20 protein-coding genes and 1 pseudogene are annotated in these 22717 nt (G+C 63.3%); 11 read left to right on the plus strand and 10 right to left on the minus strand.

The window, feature by feature from the left end; translation table 11 throughout:
- The 3 genes from mutM to ggt form a co-directional block, all read left to right on the plus strand.
- Nucleotides 1–619, plus strand: a 619-nt coding sequence (gene mutM / locus ACT4OC_RS11185) for a bifunctional DNA-formamidopyrimidine glycosylase/DNA-(apurinic or apyrimidinic site) lyase (RefSeq protein ID WP_444839048.1), incomplete at its 5' end; no start/stop codon positions are given.
- 27 nt (nt 620–646) lie between these two features.
- Entirely contained in the window at nt 647–2065 is a 1419-nt protein-coding gene (locus ACT4OC_RS11190) for a lyase family protein (RefSeq protein WP_444839049.1), read from the plus strand.
- 92 nt (nt 2066–2157) lie between these two features.
- Nucleotides 2158–3837 (plus strand): gamma-glutamyltransferase, encoded by a 1680-nt coding sequence (gene ggt / locus ACT4OC_RS11195; RefSeq protein WP_444839103.1) that lies wholly within the window; start codon nt 2158–2160, stop codon nt 3835–3837.
- Nucleotides 3838–3977: 140 nt separating this feature from the next.
- On the opposite strand, the gene ACT4OC_RS11200 is transcribed toward ggt, so the two are convergent.
- The gene (locus ACT4OC_RS11200) at nt 3978–5315 is read right to left on the minus strand and encodes a serine protease (RefSeq protein WP_444839050.1); all 1338 of its coding nucleotides are present in this window, start codon (nt 5313–5315) and stop codon (nt 3978–3980) included.
- Nucleotides 5316–5566: 251 nt separating this feature from the next.
- On the opposite strand from ACT4OC_RS11200, the gene ACT4OC_RS11205 reads away from it, so the two are divergent.
- Nucleotides 5567–6367 carry a HesA/MoeB/ThiF family protein gene (locus ACT4OC_RS11205; protein ID WP_444839051.1) on the plus strand — a complete coding sequence of 267 codons (801 nt, stop codon included), beginning with the start codon at nt 5567–5569 and terminating at the stop codon, nt 6365–6367.
- 916 nt (nt 6368–7283) lie between these two features.
- The gene (locus tag ACT4OC_RS11210; protein ID WP_444839052.1) at nt 7284–7775 is read left to right on the plus strand and encodes a CBS domain-containing protein; all 492 of its coding nucleotides are present in this window, start codon (nt 7284–7286) and stop codon (nt 7773–7775) included.
- 272 nt (nt 7776–8047) lie between these two features.
- Here ACT4OC_RS11210 and ACT4OC_RS11215 read toward each other — a convergent pair whose 3' ends face one another.
- Nucleotides 8048–9049, minus strand: a complete 1002-nt coding sequence (locus ACT4OC_RS11215) for a 2-hydroxyacid dehydrogenase (RefSeq protein ID WP_444839053.1) — start codon at nt 9047–9049, stop codon at nt 8048–8050.
- Between the two features lie 322 nt (nt 9050–9371).
- Between ACT4OC_RS11215 and ACT4OC_RS11220 the strand changes: the two genes are divergently transcribed.
- The gene (locus ACT4OC_RS11220) at nt 9372–9899 is read left to right on the plus strand and encodes an SH3 domain-containing protein (RefSeq protein ID WP_444839054.1); all 528 of its coding nucleotides are present in this window, start codon (nt 9372–9374) and stop codon (nt 9897–9899) included.
- Nucleotides 9900–10013: 114 nt separating this feature from the next.
- On the opposite strand, the gene irrA is transcribed toward ACT4OC_RS11220, so the two are convergent.
- Nucleotides 10014–10502, minus strand: coding sequence for an iron response transcriptional regulator IrrA (gene irrA, locus ACT4OC_RS11225; RefSeq protein ID WP_444839104.1), 489 nt, complete (start codon nt 10500–10502; stop codon nt 10014–10016).
- A 340-nt stretch (nt 10503–10842) separates the two neighbouring features.
- On the opposite strand from irrA, the gene fabA reads away from it, so the two are divergent.
- From fabA to fabI, 3 genes are all read left to right on the plus strand, one after another.
- A complete protein-coding gene (gene fabA / locus ACT4OC_RS11230) occupies nt 10843–11367 on the plus strand; it encodes a 3-hydroxyacyl-[acyl-carrier-protein] dehydratase FabA (RefSeq protein ID WP_444839055.1) in 525 nt (174 codons plus the stop codon).
- 50 nt (nt 11368–11417) lie between these two features.
- Complete coding sequence (gene fabB, locus ACT4OC_RS11235; RefSeq protein WP_444839056.1) at nt 11418–12641, plus strand: beta-ketoacyl-ACP synthase I; 1224 nt, start codon at nt 11418–11420, stop codon at nt 12639–12641.
- Nucleotides 12642–12786: 145 nt separating this feature from the next.
- The gene (gene fabI, locus ACT4OC_RS11240; RefSeq protein WP_444839057.1) at nt 12787–13593 is read left to right on the plus strand and encodes an enoyl-ACP reductase FabI; all 807 of its coding nucleotides are present in this window, start codon (nt 12787–12789) and stop codon (nt 13591–13593) included.
- Nucleotides 13594–13711: 118 nt separating this feature from the next.
- Here fabI and ACT4OC_RS11245 read toward each other — a convergent pair whose 3' ends face one another.
- Genes ACT4OC_RS11245 through ACT4OC_RS11255 form a run of 3 tightly spaced genes read right to left on the minus strand, consistent with a single transcriptional unit; the run spans nt 13712 to nt 15746 of the window.
- Complete coding sequence (locus ACT4OC_RS11245) at nt 13712–14308, minus strand: glutathione S-transferase family protein (RefSeq protein WP_444839058.1); 597 nt, start codon at nt 14306–14308, stop codon at nt 13712–13714.
- Nucleotides 14305–14766 carry a GNAT family N-acetyltransferase gene (locus ACT4OC_RS11250; protein ID WP_444839059.1) on the minus strand — a complete coding sequence of 154 codons (462 nt, stop codon included), beginning with the start codon at nt 14764–14766 and terminating at the stop codon, nt 14305–14307. Before ACT4OC_RS11250 ends, ACT4OC_RS11245 begins: the two co-directional genes overlap by 4 nt.
- 38 nt (nt 14767–14804) lie before the next feature.
- Nucleotides 14805–15746, minus strand: a complete 942-nt coding sequence (locus ACT4OC_RS11255) for a LysR substrate-binding domain-containing protein (RefSeq protein ID WP_444839060.1) — start codon at nt 15744–15746, stop codon at nt 14805–14807.
- Nucleotides 15747–15849: 103 nt separating this feature from the next.
- Here ACT4OC_RS11255 and katG point away from each other — a divergent pair, with 103 nt between their 5' ends.
- The gene (gene katG, locus ACT4OC_RS11260; RefSeq protein ID WP_444839061.1) at nt 15850–18027 is read left to right on the plus strand and encodes a catalase/peroxidase HPI; all 2178 of its coding nucleotides are present in this window, start codon (nt 15850–15852) and stop codon (nt 18025–18027) included.
- A 188-nt stretch (nt 18028–18215) separates the two neighbouring features.
- Here katG and ACT4OC_RS11265 read toward each other — a convergent pair.
- The 4 genes and pseudogenes from ACT4OC_RS11265 to pnp form a co-directional block, all read right to left on the minus strand.
- Nucleotides 18216–18425, minus strand: a pseudogene (locus ACT4OC_RS11265) (superoxide dismutase); the annotation flags it as partial.
- 276 nt (nt 18426–18701) lie between these two features.
- Nucleotides 18702–19136, minus strand: coding sequence for a DUF4399 domain-containing protein (locus ACT4OC_RS11270; protein ID WP_444839062.1), 435 nt, complete (start codon nt 19134–19136; stop codon nt 18702–18704).
- Nucleotides 19137–19159: 23 nt separating this feature from the next.
- The gene (locus ACT4OC_RS11275; RefSeq protein WP_444839063.1) at nt 19160–20206 is read right to left on the minus strand and encodes a multicopper oxidase domain-containing protein; all 1047 of its coding nucleotides are present in this window, start codon (nt 20204–20206) and stop codon (nt 19160–19162) included.
- 206 nt (nt 20207–20412) lie between these two features.
- Nucleotides 20413–22569, minus strand: coding sequence for a polyribonucleotide nucleotidyltransferase (gene pnp, locus ACT4OC_RS11280; RefSeq protein WP_444839064.1), 2157 nt, complete (start codon nt 22567–22569; stop codon nt 20413–20415).
- Between pnp and ACT4OC_RS11285 the strand changes: the two genes are divergently transcribed.
- Nucleotides 22562–22693, plus strand: coding sequence for a hypothetical protein (locus ACT4OC_RS11285; RefSeq protein ID WP_444839065.1), 132 nt, complete (start codon nt 22562–22564; stop codon nt 22691–22693). The two genes, pnp and ACT4OC_RS11285, sit on opposite strands and share 8 nt — an antisense overlap.
- The last annotated feature ends 24 nt before the right edge of the window (nt 22694–22717 follow it).

A 22717-nucleotide genomic window follows, 5' to 3' on the forward strand; every position in this document is an offset into this window, starting at 1 on the left:
TTCGGTGCCCGGCGAATTTCACTACCCCCGCAGCGAGGACCGCGCCCACGACCATGTCGTGTTTCACATGTCGTCGGGCGCGTCTGTCATCTTCAACGATCCGCGCCGCTTCGGCTACATGAAGATCATCGCCCGGGGCGAGCTGGAGGACGAGCCGCTGCTGGCCGGGCTGGGGCCCGAGCCGCTCGGCAACGAGTTCGACGCCGACATGCTGGCGCGCGCCTGCCACAACAAGAAGACCAGTCTCAAAGCCGCGCTGCTCGACCAGCGCGTGGTGGCGGGACTTGGCAACATCTATGTCTGCGAGGCGCTCTATCGCGCCCACCTATCCCCGCGCCGGCTTGCCGCGACGCTCTCGACCAAAAAGGGCGAGACCACCGATCATGCGCGGCGGCTGGTGGAGGAAATTCATACCGTGCTGAATCTGGCGATCAAGGCCGGCGGCTCGTCGCTGCGCGACCATCGCCAGACCTCGGGCGAGCTCGGTTATTTCCAGCACTCGTTCCAGGTCTACGACCGCGAGGGCGAAAAGTGCCAGACGAAGCGCTGCGGCGGCACGGTGCGCCGCTTCAACCAGAACGGCCGCTCGACCTTCTGGTGCCCGAAGTGCCAGAAGTAGGTCGACGAACGCCCGTCAGGAGCAACTATGGGAAATCACTCGCTTCCAGGGAACCCCCGGTATCAGCCGAAAGACCTGCAATCAGTCTTCGGCTACGACAACCTGTTTCGGGCCGTTGCCGAAGTGGAAATCGCGACGATGAAAACGTTGGCCGATATCGGGATCATCCCTAAGGCCAATATCGCATCGCTCACGCCTGCCGTTGAGCAGGAGCTTCTCGCCATCACGACAACTGAAGTCGATGATGTCGAGCGTACGGTGACCAAGCACGATATTCGCGCATGGGTGCGAATTGCCCAGAGCAAGGTGGACCCAGGGCTTCGGCGCTGGATTCACGTTCCGCTCACGAGCTACGATGCGCTCGACACGGCCAGGGCGCTGCAGTTCGTGCGTGGACACGAGGTGGTAAGGCGATTGACCGACAACGTGGTTCGTCACTTCGTCGAGCAGGTCAACTTATTTGCGGTTCAGCCCCAGATCGGCCGGACGCATGGACAGCACGCGCTGCCCATCACCGTCGGCTTCTGGTTCGCAACGATCCTCAGCCGGATTCTCGCCAACATCCAGAGTGCCAACAGCGCCGCGGAAAAACTGGTGGGGAAAATCTCCGGCGCTGTCGGCGTCTACAACGCGCAAGTGGGTCTCGGCATCGCAGCTCGCTGTGGTGACAAGACCTTTGAGGCGCGTGTGCTGGAAAAGCTCGGGCTCAAGCCGGCTCCGATCAGTACGCAGATTCTTTCGCCAGAACCGCTGGCCGACTACCTGTTCGCCTGCGTCAAACTTTCCGCCGCCTTCGGCCAGCTTGGCCGGGATGGCCGGCACCTGATGCGGACGGAAATTGCCGAGCTCGGCGAGCCCTTCGAGAAAGGACAGGTCGGATCGTCAACCATGGCGCACAAGAGAAACCCGATCAATTTCGAGAACCTCGAGGCGACATGGATCAAGAACCAGATCGAATTCGGCAAGGTTCTGGCGACGATGATCAGCGAGCATCAGCGTGACCTGGTCGGCAGCCCGATCGCCCGGGATTTGCCTGTCATCGTGGTCAATCTGGTCAATCAACTCAACATCCTGTTGCGCGAAGCGGATGGGAAACCGTTCATCTCACGCATCGCGGTCGACGAAGCATCACTCAAGCGAAACTTCGAAGCGCAAGGCGATGCCATTCTTGCCGAGCCGATCTACATCGCCCTCCAGATGGCAGGCTATGAAGGCGACGCTCACGAGCTGGTGAATCACGTCGCTATGCCACATTCACGACAGGGTGGAGTCTCGCTTCTTGAAGCGACGCAATGGGCGCTTGCGCAGGAGTCGGCAGACCAAGTGTGGCGCAAAATCCCGCCGGAGACGATCAATATGCTGGGCAAGCCGGAGACTTATACCGGTGCCGCTGCAGTGAAGGCCCGTGAAATCGCCGGGAGGGCTGAGACTTACCTCAAGGCATAGCCGTCACGAGGAAAATCGGAATGGCTTGACCGCGCGCGCAAGGGAAGGGAACATCGCGTTCATCGCTTCCCAGAACGAGAAAAGCAATGGCGATCGGCGGAATCTGGCGCGACCGCGCAGCGACGGCCTTCGAGTGCGAAAAGCAACCGGCCACTTCCAGCCGCGGCATGGTGGTGAGCAATCATCCGCTGGCCTCGGCTGCGGGCGCGGAGATGCTGGCCGCGGGCGGCAACGCGGTGGATGCGGCGATCGCGACGCTGTTCGCGCTCACCGTGGTCGAGCCGATGATGGTCGGCATCATCGGCGGCGGCATGGCGCATATTCGCACTGCCGACGGCAGCCACCGTTTCATCGACGGCCAGAGCACCGTGCCGCTGGCGGTTAAGCCGGAAACGTACACGTCGAAGCCGGGCTCGCCGCACGACGTGTTCGACACGGTCGATGACGAGAATCTGAATGGGCCGAAGGCCGTCGCCGTTCCCGGCTCGCTGAAGGCCTGGTGCGAGACGCTGGCACGCTTCGGCACCATGAGCCTTGCCGACGTGATGCAGCCTGCGATCAAGCATGCCGCGCGCGGCTTTGCGGCGACGCCTTACCTGCACGAATGCATCACAGACGGCGCTGCCGTCATGCTGAAGGACGAGCCGATCTCGGCGATCTACCTGCCGAAGGGTGTGCCGCTGAAGCCGGGCGAGCGCGTCGTGCAGGCCGAATATGCGGAGACGCTGACCTATATCGCGCAGCATGGTCCGGACGCGCTGTATAACGGCCTGCTCGGCAATGTCCTCGTCGACTACATGAAAGCCAAGGGCGGGTTCATCGCGCACGAAGACCTCAAGACCTACGAGACGGTCGAGCGGCAGCCGATCCGCGCCGATTATCGGGGCTGGCAGATCATGGGTCCGCCGCCGCCCGCGGCGTCCGGCGTGCACATCGCGGAGATGCTGAACATTCTTGAAGGTTACGACATCGCCTCGCTCGGCTTCGGCACCGCGCAGACCATTCACTATCTTGCCGAGGTGATGAAGATCGCGTTCGCGGATCGCGAGGCCGCCAGCGGCGATCCCGCCTATATCAATGTGCCCGTCGAGCGGCTCACCTCAAAAGCCTATGCCGATGAACGCCGCCGCAGCATCGACGACGCCAGGGCGCAGGCCTGGGGCGCCGGCGTCGCGCAGCTCGAAAGCGCGCACACCACGCACATGACGGCGGCAGACAGCTTCGGCAACGTGGTCGCCACCACGCAGACCATCAACAATCTGTTCGGCGCCAAAATTCTCATTCCTGGGCTCGGCACCATCCCGAACAACTACATGAATCTCTACGATCCCCGGCCGGGTCATGCGCTGTCGCTGGCGCCCGGCAAGCGCGTCACCACCTCGATGTCGCCCATGATGGCGCTGCGCGACGGCAGGCTGCGTTATGCGCTGGGCCTGCCCGGGGGAAAACGCATCTTCCCGAGCGCCATGCAGGCGCTGGTCAACCTGATTGACCACGGCATGACGCTGCAGGAGGCCGTCGAGGCGCCGCGGGTCTGGACCGAGGGCAATGCGCTGGAGGTCGAGCCGGCGGTGCCGGAGAGCGTGCGCGAAAAGCTGCGGGCGATGGGCCACGAGGTCGTGGCGATGTCCACGGTCGGCGGCGGCATGAACGGCATCGCGTTCGACGAGGACGGCGGGATGTCGGGTGCCGCCTGCTGGCGCGCCGACGGCACACCGATCGGGATGTCAGGCGGCCTTGCGCGTGCCGGCGTGCGGTTCGGATTGCGCTGAAACGGGATACTCACACGGCAACATAACTTGTCATGCCCGCGAAAGCGGGTATCCAGTACGCTGCGGCCTCTCGGTCTATCGCGATGGCTCTGGAATACTGGATCATCCGCCTTCGCGGATGATGACAACCGAATGCGTGTCTACTTCCGCACGCAGATCACGCGCACGACGGAGGCCTTGGCGTCCGACGACGTGCCCGTTGCGTTGACACCGTTCGCCTTCAGGAAATCCCTGATGGCGTCGGCCGGCACGAGTGCGGCCTGAGCAGCTGTGCCGTTGGCGGGTCCGGCGACCAGCACGGGCTTCAGCTGCGCGAGCCCTGCGAACTTGCCGTCGGCATCCGTGGCGGCAGCGCCGGAGAAGCCGATCGCCGGCGCTGGCACGAGTTCAGTGCCGTTGACGGACGTCTTGATGCTGCTGACGGCATTGCCGCCGCCCTGGCTCTGCGGATCGGCGATACCGGTGAGCTCGACCGCGGCCTTGCCGCCGCCGGCAAGGTTGAGCGGCTTCAGTCCGCGCGCGCCATAGATGCGCAGCAGCGCGAGGTCGCGCTCCTTGTCTTCGGCGATGCGCTCGGCATTGCCGAAGCCGGCAATCGCGATGGCGACGCAGGCCTCGATCAGCTGGCGGTCGGTGACGATGCTGCCGTCCCCGGCGACCACGATGCCGGTGCCATACTCCACCGTCTTGCGCGGCGGCGGCCCCGCCTGCGCCCCGGCCGGGAACGGCGTGAACGCGCTCGACATCGCGATTACGACGGGCTCGACGGTGTTTTCGACGGCCTGGTCGTACAGGATCGTCATGATCCGGACTTCGTCGCCCTTGAACGTGCCGCGCACGTAGAATTTCTTCAGCCCCTGCAGGCCCGACAGCACGAAGAAGTCGGGCTTGACGACGTTGTAGTCGACCTTGCGGCCGTTCGACTTCTTCTCCTGCTCGGCCAGCCTGGCGGTGGTGGGAGTGGCTTCCTTGCGCCGGGTCAGCAGGATCTGCACCGTGCCGGTCGGCGACGTCCACTTGCTGCCATTGGCGTCGCTGCTCTGCTGCGGCACCAGTTTCTGGGGGATGCCGAGTCGCACGCCGGTGCCGGCATCGGAGACGATCTTCCAGCCGACATTCTCCTGCCGCTTCTTGGCGGTGTCGGCGAGGACGCCGCGCTCCTGCGGGTTGAGCACGCCGGTTGGCCGCGCGCCGCGGCTCTTCTGGAATTCCTTGATGGCGTTGACCATGCGCTCTGAGACTTCGCCCGTGATCGCGCCGTTATACTCGCCGACCCAGGCAAGGTCCGATTGCAGCGCCAACCGCTCGGCCTGCGCCATGGCATTGGCGGTATCGGCGGGAGTTTGCGTCCTGGGCGGGCGCACCGTCGCCGGCTTGGGCCGCGCGGGCGCGGCGGCCGGCGCCTGCGCAACGGCGCCTTCACCGGCCGGCCATGCCATCACCGCGACCAACAAGGTTGCCGAAAGCGCCGTTCTCATGACAAATCCCGGGATTGCAGCTATCGCCGATTATGCACATCTGCTTGGTAGGCAACAACCGGATGCCGGTTCAGGAACAGGCCTCATCCTGAGAGGCTGTGAATCTTTCGATTCCGGCAATTTTCGACATGAGTCAAATCAAAGACTTAGAGTCGTCGAAAATCGCGAAAGTCGAATAGATTCACATTCTCTGAGGAGCGGCGGCAGCCGCGTCTCGAAGGATGGCCACGGGCGAGACAGGGCCAGATTGAATGCTGAGCGACAAGGAACTCGAACGCTACGCCCGGCACATCGTGCTGCGCGAGGTCGGCGGCCCCGGCCAGGCGGCGCTGAAGGAGGCCTCCGTGCTGGTGATCGGCGCGGGTGGGCTCGGCGCGCCGGCGCTGATGTACCTCGCCGCCGCCGGCGTCGGCACGCTGGGCGTGGTCGACGACGACAAGGTGTCGCTCTCCAACCTGCAGCGCCAGATCATCCATACGACGCCCGAGGTGGGCAGGCTCAAGGTCGACAGCGCGGCCGAGCAGATCCGCAGCCTGAATCCGCATGTGCTGTTCGAATCCCACGCGGTCCGGCTCAACGCGGCCAACGCGATGAGCATCATCGGCGGCTACGACCTCGTGCTCGACGGCTCCGACAATTTCGAGACGCGCTATCTCGTTTCCGATGCCTGCTATCTCGCAGCCAAGCCGCTGATCACGGCCGCGCTCGGCATGTTCGACGGCTCGCTCACCACCATTCGCGCCCATGAGCGCAATGCCGATGGCGAATTGAACCCGACCTATCGCTGCCTGTTTCCGGAGCCGCCGCCCGCCGGCACCGTGCCGACCTGTGCGGAAGCCGGCGTGATGGGCGCGCTGGCGGGCGTGCTCGGCTCGATGATGGCGATGGAGGCGATCCGCGAGATCGTCGGCTTCGGCGAAGGCCTCGTCGGCCGCCTCTTGATGATCGATGCGCTGTCGATGCGCTTCGAGACGCTGCGCTACAAGCGCGACCCGCAAAACCCGCTCAACGGCGAGGCGCCGACCATCGTGGATTTGAGCGGGCATCGCTGAGGGCGCGTACTTTCAGATGAAGATTCCGGATTGTCCGCTTCCCAGGTAAGGCGGACAAGACTCTGATCGGCCGGGAACGTCTGCAAATGACCCCAGAGCGGACTTCGCTGACGAGTTTGGAATAGTGCTCCGATACACTGTTTCTTCGCTATCTCCTTAAGGTCGAGGCAATCAATCCACGCTATTGTCTCGTCTGTGTCCTTCAAGATGGTAACGGTTGGCACCAAGGCTAATGTCTGGTTACTTCCTCACTGCCTGTCTGATCGTGGTAGCCTTGAGTTTCGAGGTATCGTTTCGCCGATCCTGGACTCTATCACGGAACTCTGAGCTGCTTGGCCCGGCCCAGCGGCTCGCAGTTCGGCGGCGTGCGATTTGGCCGGCAGGCTGCGGGCTAATTTGCATGCTGCTGGAGTGGATCGTATTTCATTTTGTTCAAGACAAGCTTGTTCTCTCCGTGACGGGCAGTCTAATAATGCTTAGTGCCTCTTTCTTCACCGGATCGTTTATTGGCGTTATGGCCGGGACAGTGAATCGGGTTTGAAGCGCCGCGATCAACGCAAAGCGAAAAAGTGCATCGGGCTATGGCCGCCGACAAGCGACATGACTTTGCCATTGTCCTGTTGATGTCGAGTTTTGGCCCGAAACTGACCAACCGGGCCGGTCTGCATAGGTCCGTTGATTGGGGTGGACCGGAAGTCGCCGGCCGACCGTCAAACTGACGCGACTGACCCCAAGCGGACTCCGCGCTGGCTTCGGTTACCACACATGAACCACCATCCAAGTGAAGTTGGATGGCGTCTCATTCATCCGGTAATGAAAGTCTCGTCGTTTCGGAAGCTCACAGACTCGGCCATACCGCCAGACTGGGCGAGTTCGGCGCGGTGCTGACAAGGCACGATATTTCGACTAGCCTTCAATGCGCACCACCAAGGCGGTGCAGGACAGGGCCGACGAGAAGAGATCGATGAGCACAGTAAAAAGCGCTCTGGCCCAGAAGAGCGGCGCCCTGATCCATGTTCGTTCCGGCGACATGGTCGTCGATGCCTTGCACCGGATGCGCGAACACCGGGTCCGGTCGGTGCTGGTCATCGACGACGACGTGCTGGTCGGTATCGTGACCCAGGGTGACTGCGCGATCAAGGTGCTGCTGCCAGGGCTCGATGCGAAGCAGACGCCGGTGGGCCAAGTGATGACGGGCAACCCGGTGACCGTCAAGCCGGACGATCCGCTGGACGGCTGCATGGCAATGATGGCTAAGCGCGGTTTTCGCCATCTGCCAGTGCTGGATGCTGGCAAGGTCGTCGGCGTGATCTCGGTCGGAGACGTCGTCAAGAACATCATCCGGGATTTGGAGCACAACGTGGACGACCTGATGGGCTTCATCATGAGGGACGGCCCCGGGGGTTGAAAGACGAACCACGGTGCCGTCGCACCCCGCCCCGCGTCCGCGGGCGTAGCGAGCGGTGCGCGGATTGTGGAAATCATCGACGCTCGCGCGGATGCGCCGGTCCGGATGCAAGGTCGCAATGGTGACAGCGAGACGATCCAGCAGCGCGGTACGAGTCTCGCTCACGCTGCCATGCTCGGCGCATGCCCGGTAACAGGTAACCGGCAGGACACCCCATTTCTACTTTGCATGGGGTTGTTTTCGAAGTTTTGGCTCCGGCCCTGCCGCCGCACTCACAGCATGCTCGGCAGCACGCGGTCCGGCGGCTTGTGGTTGTCGAGGAAGGTGCGGATGTTGATGATCACCTTCTCGCCCATGTCGACGCGGCCTTCGATGGTGGCCGAGCCCATATGCGGCAGCAGCGTCACCTTGCCGGCCTTCGCCAGCCGTACAAGTTTGGGATTGACCGCCGGCTCGTGCTCGTAGACGTCGAGGCCGGCGCCGCCGATCTCGCCGCTCTCGATCAGCTTGACCATGGTGTCTTCGTCGATCACCCCGCCGCGCGCGGTGTTGACGATATAGGCTTCCTTGCGGATCAGCTTCAGCCTGCGCGCCGACAGCAGATGATAGGTCGCCGGCGTGTGCGGACAGTTCACCGAGATGATGTCCATCCGCGCCAGCATCTGGTCGAGGCTCTCCCAGTAGGTCGCGCCCAGCTCCTCGGCGATCTGCGGCGCCACCGGGCGGCGGTTGTGATAATGGATCTGCAGGCCGAAGGCGCGGGCGCGGCGCGCCACCGCCTGCCCGATGCGGCCCATGCCGACGATGCCGAGGCGTTTTCCCCCGATGCGGTGGCCGAGCATCCAGGTCGGCGACCAGCCCGCCCAGTGCTTGCCTTCGGTGAGGATCGAGGCGCCTTCGATCATCCGGCGCGGCACGGCGAGGATCAGCGCCATGGTCATGTCGGCGGTATCTTCCGTCAGCACCTTCGGCGTGTTGGTCACGGTGATGCCGCGGGCATGCGCCGCGGCGACGTCGATGTTGTCGACGCCGTTGCCGAAGTTGGCGATCAGGCGCAGCTTGCAGTCGGGCTGTTTCAGGATTTCTTCTTTGATTTCATCCGTGACGGTCGGCACCAGCACGTCGGCGGTGCGCACGGCTTCCGCGATCTGCTCGCCCGTCATCGGAACGTCGTCGAGATTGAGCTTCGCGTCGAACAGCTCGCGCATCCGGGTCTCGATGGAGTCCGGCAGCTTGCGTGTGACGACGACGAGAGGCTTTTTCTTAACCGACATTTTCCGCTTTCATGAGGCTGAGCTTAACGAAAGCCTGCCGTTCAGACCTCATTAACCCGGTTGTTCGACACTGCATTCTTGCAGCGCGGTCCCCGGCATTTCCTTGGGTTCCCCGATATTTAACCCGGATTTCGCCGGGAAAATTCGGCTCTCGTGTTGTTCCGTCCTCTCTAGCAGAAGGCCGGGCCAAGACAAGAAGCAAGGAAATCGACAAGGGCTTCGATTCCGCAACTGCACAGGGGATTTGGGGTTTTGGCGTCAAGACAAGCGGGACCGGCACAAGGCGGTTGAGTTGCCGCGTTTCCGGCGGGAGACGAGTTGGATGGGGTGGGTGCGTTTCGGTGCAGTGGCGGTCCTGGCAGCGGCGATGCTGGGAGCGCTGGGAGGTATCGGCCATGCGGCAAAGGATTCGCCGACGGCCACGAGCGGTTTACCGATTCCGCGCTATGTCAGCCTCAAGTCCGATCATGTGAATGTCAGGGCCGGTCCGACCAAGGACAATGACGTGGCCTGGGTCTATACCCGCGCGGGCCTGCCGGTGGAGGTCACGGCCGAATTCGAGAACTGGCGCCGGGTGCGCGATTCCGAAGGCTCCGAAGGCTGGGTCTATCACTCCATGCTGTCCGGCCGCCGCACTGCGGTCGTCACCATGAAGAGCAAGGGCGAACTCGCCCCGCTCCATGACAGCGCCGATCCGACCAGCGCGGTCGCGGCGCGGCTGCAGGCCGGCGTCGTCGCGCAGGTGAAGAAATGTGCGAACGGCTGGTGTCGCGTCATCGGCAGCGGCTTCGATGGCTGGATCGAGCAGCAGCGCCTGTGGGGTGTCTACGAAGGCGAGAAGGTGGAATAGCTTGTCATTGCCGGGCTTGACCCCGCAATCTATCCACTTCGAAAAAGCGATTCTTTCAAGAACGATGGATGCGCGGGTCAAGCCCGCGCATGACAACCATTATTGTGGCGAAACTCAGCGCTTCTTGCGCAGGCGCACGACCATGTCGACGCGGGAAATCTCGTAGCCCTCGGGCACGTCGGGCATTTTCGAGAGCACGAGGTGCGGGTCGGGGATATCGACCAGCTCGTGATTGTTCTCGAGGTAGAAGTGGTGGTGCGCCGTCACGTTGGTGTCGAAATAGGTCTTGGTGCCGTCGACGCTGACCTGGCGCAAGAGACCAGCATCGGTGAGCTGGTTGAGCGTGTTGTAGACGGTCGCGAGCGACACCGGAACCTTGGCCAGCGTCGCTTCCTCGTAAAGCATTTCCGCGGTGAGGTGACGCGCGCCCTTGCCGAACAGCAGCCAGCCCAAAGCCATGCGCTGGCGGGTGGGGCGCAATCCCGCCGCCTGCAGCATTTCGTTGACGTCGTGCCACGGGCAACCGGTCAGCGCCGGCTGATGCCCAGCCGGGCGTGCTGCGGTGGTGTCGGCGTCGTCGTTGCGGGTCGTTGCGTCGTTGATATCCAAGGTCGGGCCCGTACTCGTACTTCCAGCATTACTTAACTGGAATATAGAAGGAATTGCACTAGATGCAAGTTTTTCGCAACTAGAACTTGACCAGGGTTAAGGGGAACGTTGCGGAAGACGCGGCGATTTACCCCGCATCGGCGCTTTGCCGGCTGTGGATCGCTATGTTACAGAGCGGCCCAATCCGAGCCATGCGATTTCGGCAATGGCCGATACCGGTCTCCGCAGGGCTTTTCAGGGCTATTTGCGGCCTGCCGGGGCAGGTGCGCGTCGCCCGCGGGGTTGCCATCCCGCTCAAAACGCGCAATCGGGAACTCGAAAGGTATTTGAGACGATGCTCAATCGGCGCAACGGCTACGAATATGAGGATCTGCTGGCTTGCGGCCGGGGCGAGATGTTCGGGCCCGGCAACGCCCAGCTGCCGCTGCCACCGATGCTGATGTTCGATCGCATCAGCGAGATCGCCGACACCGGCGGCGAGTATGGCAAGGGCCTGGTCCGCGCCGAGCTCGACGTGAAGCCGGACCTCTGGTTTTTCGGCTGCCATTTCAAGAACGACCCCGTGATGCCCGGCTGCCTCGGCCTCGACGCGCTGTGGCAGATGGTCGGGTTCTACCTCGGCTGGACCGGCGGCGAGGGCCGCGGACGCGCGCTGGGGCTGAGCGAATTGAAGTTTTCCGGGCAGGTGCTGCCGCAGGCCCGCAAGGTCGTCTACCAGACGGATATCAAGCGCGTGATGCGTGGAAAGCTGGTGCTCGGCATCGCCGACGGGTGGCTTTCCATGGATGGCGAGATTATCTATCGCGCGAAGGATCTGAAGGTCGGACTGTTCAAGCAGGGCACGCAGCCCGGCAACTGAACTTATATTTTAGCCGTCACACCAAGGCGAATGGACAGGGCGAGGCGAACATGAGGCGGGTTGTCATCACGGGGATGGGCATTGTCTCGTCCATCGGAAACAACACCCAGGAAGTGCTGTCGAGCCTGCATGAGGCGAAGTCCGGCATCACTCACGCCGCGAAGTACAAGGAGCTCGGGTTCCGCTCGCAGGTCCAGGGTGCGCCGACCCTCAATCCAGCCGAGGTGATCGACCGCCGAGCCATGCGCTTTCTGGCCGAGGGTGCTGCGTGGAATCACGTCGCGATGGAGCAGGCGATCCAGGACTCAGGTCTCGAGCCCACCGAGGTCTCCAATGTCCGCACCGGCATCATCATGGGCTCCGGCGGGCCGTCGACGCGCACGCTGGTGGAAGCCGCCGACATCGCGCGCACCAAGGGCCCGAAACGCGTCGGCCCGTTCGCCGTGCCCAAGGGCATGTCGTCGACGGCGTCTGCCACGCTTGCGACCTGGTTCAAGATCAAGGGCGTGAACTATTCGATCTCCTCGGCCTGCGCGACGTCGAATCATTGCATCGGCAATGCCTATGAGACGATCCAGATGGGCAAGCAGGACGTCATCTTCGCCGGCGGCTGCGAGGAACTCGACTGGACGCTGTCGGTGCTGTTCGACGCCATGGGCGCGATGTCCTCGAAATACAACGACACGCCCGCCACCGCCTCGCGCCCCTATGACATCAGCCGCGACGGCTTCGTCATTGCCGGCGGTGCCGGCGTCGTCGTGCTCGAAGAGTTGGAGCGCGCCAAGGCGCGCGGCGCGCGCATCTATGCCGAAATGGTCGGCTACGGCGCGACATCGGACGGTTACGACATGGTCGCGCCATCAGGCGAGGGTGCCGAGCGCTGCATGCGCATGGCGCTGGAGACAGTGAAGACGCCGATCGACTACATCAATCCGCACGCCACCTCGACGCCGGCCGGCGATCCGCCGGAGATCGAGGCGATCCGCAAGGTGTTCGGCGTCGGCGACAAGTGCCCGCCGATCTCCGCGACGAAGGCGCTGACCGGTCACTCGCTCGGCGCCACCGGCGTGCAGGAGACGATCTATTCGCTCCTGATGATGAACAACGGCTTCGTCTGCGAGAGCGCGCATATCCAGGAGCTCGATCCCGTGTTCGCCGACATGCCGATCGTGCGCAAGCGCATCGACAACGCCAAGCTCGCCACCGTGCTGTCGAACTCCTTCGGCTTCGGCGGCACCAACGCCACGCTGGTGTTCAAGCGGATGGATGCGTGACGTGATCTGTCATGCTCCCCGCAAGCGGGCATCCGGTACGCCGCGGCCCTTGTGATTCTCACGAATGCCTGTGAATACTGGATCACCCGCTCCAGTGCGCAATTGCGCACAAGGCGGGTGATGACGACATAGGGTGGAGCAAACGATGCAGGGCCTGATGCAAGGAAAACGCGGTCTGATCATGGGCATTGCCAATGATCATTCCATCGCATGGGGCATTGCCCAGGCGGTCAAGGCCCAGGGCGCGGAACTCGCCTTCACCTATCAGGGCGAGTCGCTCGGCAAGCGCGTCAAGCCGCTCGCCGAAGAGCTCAAGGTCGACACCGTGCTGCCTTGCGACGTCGAGGACATCGCCAGTGTCGACTCCGTGTTCGAGGCGCTGCGCGCCAAATGGGGCGGTCTCGATTTCCTCGTCCACGCCATCGGGTTCTCGGACAAGAACGAGCTGAAGGGCCGCTACGCCGATACCACGCGCGCGAATTTCTCCCGCACCATGGTGATCTCCTGCTTCTCCTTCACCGAGCTCGCCAAGCGCGCGGCGGAATTGATGCCACCGAGCGGCGGCACCATGATCACGCTCACCTTCGGCGGCTCGGTGCGGGTGATGCCGAATTATAACGTGATGGGCGTCGCCAAGGCCGCGCTGGAGGCTTCCGTGCGCTACCTCGCCGCCGATTTCGGCCCGCGCAACATCCGCATCAACGCGCTGTCCGCAGGCCCCATCCGTACGCTTGCCGGCTCCGGCATCGGCGATGCCCGCACCATGTTCGCGTTCCAGCAGAAGAACTCGCCGCTCGGCCGCGGCGTGACGCTGGAGGAGCTCGGCGGCTCGGCGCTGTATCTGCTCTCCGATCTGTCCGGCGGCGTCACCGGCGAGGTGCACTACGTCGATTCCGGCTACAACATCATCTCGATGCCGCGGCCGGAAACGCTGAAGCCGGAGCAGGATTGAGCGGAACTGTCATCACCCGCGAATGCGCGTGATCCAGAATTCCAGAGACGTGAGAGATAACTCGATAGGCCGCGGCGTACTGGATGCCCCCGCCTTCGCGGGGCATGACACGCCAGAGTTAGCCCGCCGCGATCTTCTCGGCGCGCTGGAACGCCGGCCGCGCCATGCAGCGCGCGATGTAGGCGTCGAACGACGGCCGCGACGGGATCATCTTGAACAGGCGAACGCCAAAGTTCAGCCCCGCGCCGATCACGATGTCGGCGGCGGAGAAATTCTCCCCCAACAGCCACGGTCCCTTCTGCAAGGCCTGATCGAGCACGTCGATCACTCGTTGCGCATCGCCCCAGCCGGCGGCGACCGGGTTCATCTCGATCTTGGTGGCGAGCTGCACGATCGCGGGCTCGATGCAGCTTGGCGCGAAGAACAGCCAGTAGAGATATTTCGCGCGCGCGGGATCGCCTGGTGGCGGCGCCAGCTTCGCCTCCGGATAGCGCTCGGCGACATAGGCGCAGATCGCGGCGGCTTCCGCCAGGGTGGCGTCACCATCCTGCAATGCCGGCACCTTGCCCATCGGATTGATCGAAAGATAATCCGGCGCACGCTGCGCACCGGTCGTGATGTCGATCAGCACACGCTCATAGGGCTGCCCGGTTTCTTCCATCAACCAGAGCGCGGTGAACGAGCGCGAGCGCGGCGACCAGTAGAGTTTCATCATCGGACCGTTTCCCTCTTCCATCGATAATATTTCATCATGAATCCGGTCGCGCTCGCGACCTCTTCCTTCTCGTACACAAAACCCTCCCGCTCGTACCAGCGCCAGGCCTTTTCGTTCTCGCGCGCGCAGCGCAGCCAGATTTCGTCGGGCATTTGTTGCCGCGCGAAGGCCAGCAGCTGCCGGCCGATGCCTTTGCCCTGGTGTTCCGGCGCGACGAACAGCTGGTCGAGATATTTGTCGGGCAGATGCAGCGCCAGCATGGCGGCGAAACGGCCGTCGTCCTCGGCGACGAACAGGCTCCAGCCGCCGTCGATCTCCTGCCTCACGCGCGCCCGCAAGTTAGCGAGCAGAAAATTGCTGGCCTCTGCAAGGCCCGTCGATACCCAGCTCGCCATCCAGACGCGGGCAACCTCGTCATACTCATGCGGCAGCGCGGGACGGATGACAGGGGATGACATCGGAACGTTCTCGGCCAGGCGCACCCGGGACGCAAGCTTCACGCGGGCCTGCCGTTCGGGCGAGAGTTGCGCGAGGACGCAGCCTGCTTCCCCCGCGCCTTGCTGGCCGACAATACCACGTCGGAGATTTGCGTCAGTTGCCGCGCCAGCGGGCTGGTCTTGCGCCAGACCATGCCAATAGTGCGCGAGGGCTGCGGCTTCTTGAACCGCGCGACCGAGACGGCGGCTGAGCGCGTTTCCACGGATACGGCCATTTCCGGAATCAGGGTGACGCCGACGCCGGCGCTTACCATCTGCACCAGCGTGGAGAGCGAGTTGGCGTCGAGCAATTCGCGCGGCGAGGACTGCATCTTGCAGAACGACAGCGCCTGGTCGCGGAAGCAATGGCCTTCCTCCAGCAACAGCAGCCGCATCTCACGCAGCATTTCGCGGCTGGGCACCGGCGTGCCCTCGTCCTTGAGGGGACGCACCAGCAAGAAATCCTCGCTGAACAGCGCGACCTCGGTCAGCGACGGCTCCGACACCGGCAGCGCGACGATCGCGGTGTCGAGCCGGCCCTCGGAAAGTTCCTGGATCAACCGCGGCGTCAGCGCCTCGCGCACCTGGATGTCGAGCTCCGGATGCACCTGCGTGAGGTTGCCGATGACGCGGGGCAAGAGATAGGGCGCAACGGTCGGAATCATGCCGATGCGCAGCCGTCCCGCAAAGCGGTCGCGCGAGGCGCGCGCGAAGTCGCCGAGCTCGTCGACCGAGCGCAGGATGTCGCGCACGCGCCCGATCAACTCTTCGCCGAAACGGGTCAGCGCGATCTGGCGCGCATTGCGCTCCAGCAGCTGGCCGCCGAGTGCCGCCTCCATTTCCTTGATCTGCATCGACAGCGCCGGCTGCGAGATCGCGCAGGCCTCCGCCGCGCGCCCAAAATGGCCATGTCGCGCCAGCGCGTCGAAATACCGGAGCTGGCGCAGGGTCAGGTTTATCATCAGATAATCTTATCGCTTCGATCATTAAAATCAACTTCCCCTGATGGAAGGCGCTGCTTAGATTGCTTCCAATCCGGTCGGAGCGACCGCCAAGGAGGCAATTATGGATGACAGAACAAAATGCCCGTTCACGGGCACGCGCGGCTTTTCGAATCGCGAATGGTGGCCGGATGCGCTGGACGTTTCGGTGCTCCACCGCAACTCCACTTTGTCCGATCCGATGGACGCGGCGTATGATTACGCCAAGGAATTCAAGTCCCTCGACCTCAATGCGCTGGTCAAGGACCTGCGCAAGCTGATGACGGATTCGCAGCCGTGGTGGCCGGCCGACTTCGGTCACTACGGCGGATTGTTCATTCGCCTGGCCTGGCACGCGGCGGGCACCTACCGCATCACCGACGGCCGCGGCGGCGCCGGCACCGGACAGCAGCGCTTCGCGCCGCTGAACTCATGGCCGGACAACGCCAATCTCGATAAGGCGCGCCGCCTGCTGTGGCCGATCAAGCAGAAGTACGGCCGCAAGATCTCGTGGGCCGATTTGATGGTTCTGGTCGGCAACGTCGCGCTGGAATCGATGGGCTTCAAGACCTTTGGCTTTGCGGGCGGGCGGGCCGACGTCTGGGAGCCCGAGGAGCTCTATTGGGGCCCGGAGGGAACCTGGCTGGGCGACGAGCGCTACAGCGGCGAGCGCCAGCTCTCCGAGCCGCTCGGCGCCGTGCAGATGGGCCTGATCTACGTCAATCCGGCCGGACCGAACGGCAATCCCGACCCGGTCGCGGCGGCGAAGGACATCCGCGAGACCTTCTTCCGCATGGCGATGAACGACGAAGAGACCGTCGCACTGATTGCCGGCGGCCACACCTTCGGCAAGGCCCATGGCGCCGGCGATCCGTCGCTGGTCGGGCCGGAACCGGAAGCAGGCGCGCTCGAAGAACAGGGCCTCGGCTGGAAGAGCAAGCATGGCACCGGCATTGGAGCCGATGCCATCACCGGCGGCCCGGAAGTCACCTGGACGCAGACGCCCACCAAATGGAGCAATCACTTCTTCACGAACCTGTTCGAGAACGAATGGGAGCTGACCAAGAGCCCGGCGGGCGTGCCGCAATGGGTGGCGAAAGGCGCGGAAGCCACCATTCCCGACGCCTTCGATCCCCAGAAGAAGCATCGGCCGACCATGCTGACGACCGATTTGTCGCTGCGCTTCGATCCGGCCTACGAAAAGATCTCGCGGCGCTTCCACGAGCATCCGGACCAGTTTGCGGACGCGTTCGCGCGGGCCTGGTTCAAGCTCACCCACCGCGACATGGGCCCGATCCAACGCTATCTCGGCCCGCTGGTGCCGAAGGAGACGCTGATCTGGCAGGACCCGATCCCGAAGGTCAATCATCCGCTGATCAACGACAAGGATGTCGCGGCCCTGAAGGCGAAGCTCCTCGCCGGCCTCTCGGTGCCGCAGCTGGTCTCGACCGCCTGGGCTTCGGCCTCGACGTTCCGCGGATCGGACAAGCGCGGCGGCGCCAACGGCGCGCGCATTCGCCTCAGCCCGCAGAAGGATTGGGAAGTGAACAATCCCGCGGAGCTCGCAAGAGTGCTGAAGAAGATCGAAGCGATCCAGGCCGATTTCAACAAATCGGCCAAGGGCGGCAAGAAGGTCTCGCTGGCCGACCTTATTGTCCTCGGCGGTGTCGCCGCGGTCGAGAAGGCTGCCAACGCGGCCGGGGTCAACGTGAAGGTGCCCTTCACGCCGGGCCGCATGGACGCTTCGCAGGAGCAGACCGACGTCGACTCCTTCGCGCCGCTCGAGCCGCGTGCCGACGGCTTCCGGAATTTTGTCGGCAGCAAGCGGCAGTACATGAAGCCCGAAGAGGCGCTGGTGGATCGCGCGCAGTTGCTGCGGTTGACCGGGCCGGAAATGACCGCGCTGGTCGGCGGCCTGCGCGTGCTCGGCGCCAATGCCGGCGGGTCGAAGCACGGCGTCTTCACCAGGAAGGTGGGCACGCTCAGCAACGACTATTTCGTCAACCTGCTCGGCATGGCCAGGGAATGGCAGCCGTCGGGCGAAGACCTGTACGAAGGCCGTGACCGCAAGACCGGGGCGGCGAAGTGGACCGCGACCCGCGTCGATCTGATCTTCGGCTCGCACTCGCAGCTCCGCGCCTTCGCCGAAGTCTATGCCTGCGCGGATTCGAAGGAGAAGTTCGTCAAGGACTTCGTGGCGGCGTGGACCAAGGTGATGAACCTCGACCGCTACGACATCGCCGCCAAGGCCAAGCGCCAGTAAAGCTGACCGGAGGCCGACGAGTCCTTACCTCTCCCCGCCTGCGGGGAGAGGTCGGATTGCATGCAATGCAATCCGGGTGAGGGGGTACAGGTCTCTCAATTGAGACCGCCACAGCCGTTCCACCCCTCACCCCAACCCTCTCCCCGCGAAGAGCGGGGCGAGGGAGTTCGGCACCGTCGCCTTGTCGGCTAAACGCCGAGCGTGCCGGCCTTGGCCGCAGCAAAGCGTGCGCCGACCGCCTTCCAGTTCACCGTATTCCACCAGGCCTTGAGATAATCGGCGCGGCGATTCTGGTAGTTCAGGTAATAGGCGTGCTCCCACACGTCGTTGCCGATCAAAGCGCGCTTGCCGTCCATGATCGGATTGTCCTGGTTGGGGCGCGTCTCGATCGCAAGGCGGGTAAGGTGGTGAAGGAGAGTGTGGATGTCTCTGCTGCGGAGATGGCGAAGAGACAGAGCTGAGGCTCAACAGTCGTCATACCCGCAGTACGCCGCGGCTTCTCGGTTCGATCATCAACGTCTCAGGATACTGGATCACCCGCCTTCGCGGGTGAATCACAAACAAAAAGGGTCAGATTCTGTCTGGGCCTTTACGCATAACTCTTAGGGGCCAATGGATATGCCGGTCGACACAAATCGATCTCTTTCACGTAGCTCCTAGACTTTTTAATTCGTCTATTTCGTCGTGAACGTCACCGTTGCAGTCACGGGAGGCTCCCATGGCACATGGTTGTTGTAGCTTAGGACCACGATCGCCTTGTGGGATCCCGGCTTTAATCCTTTGAGTTCGAGGTGATTTGCCGCCGTGTGGTAGATTCCCTCCTTCTCCATATCGCGGGGAATCTCTGCGCCGGATCGGAAGTCCTCTCGATCGAGGAACAGGTGGTAGTGCCCTTCCTCCCGTACCTTGGCATCCGCGGCTGGTACGATCTTCACGCCGGTCCCTTCCCAGGAAACTGTAACGTTGTCGCCGGCGATGGTCTCCCCCATTTTCGGCGATGTGATGGTCAGCGCAGGACCACCCTGTGCCATAGCCCAGGCCGTGGCAAAAGCGACTCCAAACGCGCATAGTGAAGCCACCAGATTTCTTGACCTTGTTTTGGTCTTCATGGTGTTTCTCCTCCCAAGTGTGCCTATGGCCGCACGATGAAGAAGCCTAGCATACCATCCTCTAGATGGTCGTGCACATGGCAATGGTACATCCAAGCGCCCGGACCGACGCCTTCCCCTGCAATGACCTGAAAGCCGGTGCTCTCTCCCGCGTTTTGGGTGAAAGTGTCGATGATGCGGTTCGTGCCTAGGTCTCGCCAGCGGTGCCCGTGGATGTGGAAGGTGTGAAACCGAGCGCCATGCGTGATCACGATGAACTCAACCCGCTCCCCTAGCTTGGCTTCCAGCAGCGGTGTGTTGGGATATCGCTTGTTGTTGAACCACACACTTTGCATCACCAGTACGAAAGTCTTGTCGGGCAGCCGATCGCCCGGCTTGCGCACGATAAGCGCCCCATACAAGCCCTGTTCGATACCCCGCACGCCATCCATGCCGGGCCCGACGACGTGGTCGTGATAATGCCAGTAGCCAGCGGTGCCCGGCGCGGCAGTCCACCTATAGAGGTACTTTCCCCCTGGCGGCGCGAAGGAGCCGGTCATCTTCGTCCCATCGCTATCAATTTCGTAATGCACGCCGTGCACGTGGACGCTCACCGGAACGTCGAGTTCATTGACAAGCGTCAGCTCGACCTTGTCCCCTTCATAGATTTCAATCGTCGGTCCGGGAACCGTACCGTTGTAAGTTAAACTCCCGTCCGCCGCTTTTCTTGCGACCACGGTGAGTTGGTGCAGCTTGGGGGCGACCTGACCATCCAGGTCGCGCCGCGGCGGAACGTGTGCGATGGCCGGCACGCCTGCTGGCTCCATGGGGTGAGGGGTGACCTCGGATTTTGGAGTGACATCGTGTGGCGGAGCATCGGCGTGCTGCGCACCGGCCGGTCTCTCGCTCACCGCGATGGCGAGGGCCAACGTCAAAGCGAGTATAGGGGTACGGCTGAGCGACAGCCGCTCTTTTCCGGTATTGCTTCCAACTGACGGCGCCCGCCACGCGTTCCGCTCGCTCGTCAGCATCCGCGGATACTGATTAAACACAAAGGGCGCTCCATTGGCTAATCTGACCGTAGTCGACATTCCCAGACGACCAGCCTTGCGGGCGTCAGAATGGAGCTTTTTGGCTTCGCCGGCAAGCCAGCAAGGGGCCGGCGCATAGAAGCTGCGCAGACAACAGGTCTCAGGGCATTGGTGACCGTTACATGCGCGCCGTCAGGACAGTCCTTCAGGCCAACAAAAAGGGCGGCTGAAAAGCCGCCCCTCATTGTTCACGCCTCTCGCGATGCTTACTCGCCGGCAGCTTCCCGCGGCGCGGGAGCGTCGGATTTGGGCTTGGCTTCGAGGTCCTCGCCGGTAGCCTGATCGACCGCCTTCATCGACAGGCGGGTCTTGCCGCGGTCGTCGAAGCCGAGCAGCTTGACCTTGACCTTGTCGCCTTCCTTGACGACGTCGGAGGTCTTCTGCACGCGCGCCGAAGCAAGCTGGCTGATATGGACCAGACCGTCGCGGGCGCCGAAGAAGTTCACGAAGGCGCCGAACTCCATCACCTTGACCACGGTACCCTCGTAGATCTGGCCGACCTCCGGATCGGAGGCGATCGACTTGATCCACTTGATCGCGGCCTTCATGGCCTCGCCGTCGTTGGAGGCGACCTTCACGGTGCCGTCGTCCTCGATGTTGATCTTGGCGCCGGTCTTTTCCACGATCTCGCGGATCACCTTGCCGCCGGTGCCGATCACTTCGCGGATCTTGTCGGTGGGGATCTTGAAGGTCTCGATGCGCGGCGCGTATTCGCCGAGCTCGGCGCGGGCAACGGTGAGCGCCTTGGCCATTTCACCCAGGATATGCACGCGGCCTTCCTTGGCCTGGCCAAGCGCAACGCGCATGATCTCCTCGGTGATGCCCTCGATCTTGATGTCCATCTGCAGCGAGGTGATGCCGCCCTCGGTGCCGGCCACCTTGAAGTCCATGTCGCCGAGATGGTCCTCGTCGCCGAGGATGTCGGACAGCACGGCAAAGCGCTGGCCTTCGAGGATCAGGCCCATGGCGATACCGGCGGTCGGCTTCTTCAGCGGCACGCCGGCATCCATCAGCGCCAGCGACGAGCCGCAGACGGTCGCCATCGACGAGGAGCCGTTCGACTCGGTGATCTCCGACACCACGCGGATGGTGTAGGGGAACTCGTGGTGCGGCGGCAGCATCGGATGGATCGCACGCCAGGCGAGCTTGCCATGGCCGATGTCGCGACGCTTCGGGCTGCCGACGCGGCCGGTCTCGCCGACCGAGAAGGGCGGGAAGTTGTAGTGCAGCAGGAACGTCTCTTTATACGTCCCCGACAGCGCGTCGATGTACTGCTCGTCCTCGCCGGTGCCGAGGGTGGCCACGACAAGCGCCTGGGTCTCGCCGCGGGTGAACAGCGCCGAGCCATGGGCGCGCGGCAGCACGCCGACTTCGGCGGCGATGTTGCGCACCGTCTTGGCGTCGCGGCCGTCAATGCGCTTGCCGGTGTCGAGGATGTTCCAGCGGACGATCTTGGCTTCCAGTTCCTTGAACACGCCGGCGATGCGGAGCTTGTCGTATTTCGGCTCCTGACCTTCGGGGAAGAAGTGCGCCATCGCCTTTTCCTTGACGGCGCCGACGGCGGCATAGCGCTCCTGCTTCACGGCAATCGCATAGGCCTTGCGCAGGTCCTGCTCGACGAGGCCAAGCATTTCCTTCTCGATCGCGGAGTTGTCGATGACCGTGATCTCGCGCGGCTCCTTCGCCGCCTTTTCCGCGAGCCCGATGATCGCGTTGATGACCGGCTGGAAGTGGCGATGGCCGAACATCACGGCGCCGAGCATGATGTCTTCGTTCAGCTCCTTGGCTTCCGATTCCACCATCAGCACGGCGTCGGCGGTGCCGGCGACGACGAGGTCGAGCTGAGTGTCGACCATCTCGTCAAGCGTCGGGTTGAGGATGAACTCGTCATTGGCAAAGCCGACGCGGGCAGCGCCAATCGGGCCCTTGAAGGGAACACCCGAGAGCGTCAGCGCGGCTGACACCGCGACCATTGCCACGATATCGGGGTCGTTCTCCATGTCGTGCGACAGCACGTTGACGATCACCTGGGTCTCGTTGCGCCAGCCGTCGACGAACAGCGGGCGGATCGGGCGGTCGATCAGGCGGGAGACCAGCGTCTCCTTTTCGCTCGGACGACCCTCGCGCTTGAAATAGCCGCCGGGAATGCGGCCCGCGGCATAGGTCTTCTCCTGGTAGTCGACGGTCAGCGGGAGGAAGTCGACGCCTTCGCGCGGCGTCTTCGCCGCAACGACGGTGGCGAGCACGACGGTCTCGCCATAGGTCGCGACCACGGCGCCATCGGCCTGCCGGGCCACCTTTCCGGTCTCAAGCTTGAGGGGACGTCCACCCCAGTCGATTTCCACGGAATGCTTGTTGAACATATCGGTCTTCTTTCATGGGTTCACGAGCGAACGGCGCGACCTAAAACAAAAAGACCATGCGCAAGATGGCGAGACGCTGATCGAAAATGCCGATCAGCATCCGGCGATCCTGCCATGGTCTTGATGTTTCGGATGGCGTCCATCCTCT

The organism is Bradyrhizobium sp. (assembly GCF_052389815.1).
In the GTDB taxonomy this organism is placed as follows: domain Bacteria; phylum Pseudomonadota; class Alphaproteobacteria; order Rhizobiales; family Xanthobacteraceae; genus Bradyrhizobium.